This window comes from Limimaricola sp. G21655-S1, from assembly GCF_027213785.1.
Classification (GTDB): domain Bacteria; phylum Pseudomonadota; class Alphaproteobacteria; order Rhodobacterales; family Rhodobacteraceae; genus Limimaricola.
Genome location: NZ_JAPWGO010000008.1, coordinates 1 through 2194 on the forward strand (window position 1 = coordinate 1; position 2194 = coordinate 2194).

2 protein-coding genes are annotated in these 2194 nt (G+C 63.6%); one reads left to right on the forward strand and one right to left on the reverse strand.

Annotated elements, in window-relative coordinates:
- Positions 1-381 precede the first annotated feature (381 nt).
- Positions 382-684: a hypothetical protein gene (locus tag O4G76_RS09445; protein WP_269397099.1), complete on the reverse strand. Its 303-nt coding sequence runs from the start codon at positions 682-684 to the stop codon at positions 382-384.
- Positions 685-918: 234 nt separating this feature from the next.
- Here O4G76_RS09445 and O4G76_RS09450 point away from each other — a divergent pair.
- Positions 919-2194 (forward strand): cadherin repeat domain-containing protein (locus O4G76_RS09450; RefSeq protein WP_269397100.1); only part of this gene is annotated, 1276 nt, incomplete at its 3' end.

The following is a 2194-nucleotide window of genomic DNA, read 5'->3' on the forward strand; positions in this document are numbered from 1 at the left end:
TCCACCCATCGCTTCGTCCTCCTCCTGACGAGATAAATCTATCTCAGTGGGCGGAGCACTTCAGTGGGGGCAGACCAATCGGGGGCGCGGAAATTCGGGCCGGCATGCCAGCCGATGTCTTCGTCGAGACCGGTCACCATACGCCGCTTCGATACGCCTTCGACCCGATCCTGGCATCCTTCTCGAAGGCCTTCCGCGAGGAGGTCGTGCGCTAACTGAACTCGGGCCAAGCGCAGCTGCGTGCTGCTTGGCCCGAAAGCCTTCAGTCTTCGGTCCTGCAGGATCATCCGAGGGTGACGGAAGCTTCGGTTCCCGTCGGCCGGGGATCCAGGTGGGTAGGGCAGGCGGCTGTCGAACTCTGCCTGCGCAATGTCGATCGCGTCACCCGATAGGTTCGGGTGGCGTTATCGACCCGGAAGCATTCCGCGAGAAACCGTGGCCCTGACAGGGTTCACGGTTTTCTCGTTCCAGCGCCCTCATCTTTTTGGCCATCTCGGCGGCATGCCCGCGCGCGCCGCTATCGGTTTCCCTCCTCCCATCACACCCGTTCAAAGTCTGCGGGGTGCAGCCGATCCAGTTCGTGATCGACAGGAGGGCCGCCCATCGACACCCATGCTGCGCTTCATTGCCCAGAACCACACGCTCGCGCATTTCAGGCGCGCAATCGTTGATCGTCGCGCCCATGCTCCGCCTAGCTCAGGAGTTGAAACCCCCGACATACCCGGGGCGGCCTACCGGAACCGAGCTTGGCTTGGCCAGACCGGAGATGACCCTCGGAGCCGACGGCACTTCGCAATCCGACGCTGCGTCATTGGCAGACACACAGGTGTCACGCCGCAATCTCCGCACATTGTCGCCCCCTGAAAATGATTTGCTGGTTCTTAACGATATCCGTGTCCAGCTACGCCGCGAGGTGCCATGAATCCCATCGGACCCATTACCGACAATGACGGCGCGGATGACCGCCTGAACGAGACTGCCCATGTCGGCTCCACGGTGGGCGTGAAGGTTTCGGCCACGGACCCCGATGCTGCGGACACGGTGACCTATGCCACCGATAATGAGCGCTTCACGGTGGATGCCGATGGCACGGTCCGGGTCGTCGACGGGGCCCACTTCGATCACGAGACCGAGCCCAGCATCTCCCTTACCGTGACGGCGACGTCGTCGGATTCCACGAAGTCCACCCATGTCTTCAATCTGACCGTTGACGATGTGAACGAAGCGCCGGTCATAGGCGTCGTTCAGGGCAGCGGCCGGATCGACAGCAGCAATTTTGCCGCTTCAGGCGCAGGCTACACCGTTTCCGCGCGCCAGATCACCGACAGCGGCGAGCTGAGCGCACCGTCCACGGCTCTGGTCACACATAGCAACCACGGCCTCGGCGTCCTGGGTTCGACCGGTTCGGGCGCACCCGCCAATCAGCTGGGTTACGATGCCGGTCGCCTGCTCTCCGAGGAAATCATCGTCTCGTTCGATACTGCGGTCGCCAGCGCCGAAGTCGGCATCGCGGCGCTTTGGAGCAGCGAGAATGGCAGCTACGAAGTCGGACATTACGTCCTTTACATGAACGGTGCCCAGGTCGGGAGCAGCGATTTTGCCTCGCCCGCGCACCATCAGGGTACGGTGCTTCAGATCGACCCTGGTGTCGCCTTCGACCAGATCGTGTTCAGCGCCACCCCTTACGGCGACCAAGGCAACATCACGAACAACAGCAGCGACTACTACATTCACGCCATCAACTACCACAGCGCCATGGGCGTAGCCGAGGATGCCGCCACGGGCACGGTGGCCGCGAAGCTGGTGGCGCAGGACCCCGACACCGGCGACAGCGTAACGCTCTCGCTGGTCGACGAAAGCGGCAACGCCGTCATTGACGGCAATTTCGAACTCATCGGTGACGAGATCCGCGTGAAGGCTGGCGCCACATTGGATCGCGAGACCGACGGGGTGCAACGGCTCACGGTTCGCGCCACCGACGACCAACGGCTATATCAGGACCGCTTGGTCGACATCCATGTGCTCGATGCGAACGAGCACGCCATCGGCGCGGTCGCCGACGCCGACGGCGCCACCCTCGACCGGATCGACGAGACCGCGGGCGCGGGCACGCTGGCCGGGATCCAGGCCCGCGCCGAGGATGCCGACGCCACCGCCACGGTGAGCTACGCGGTGGACGACGCGCGCTTCGCCA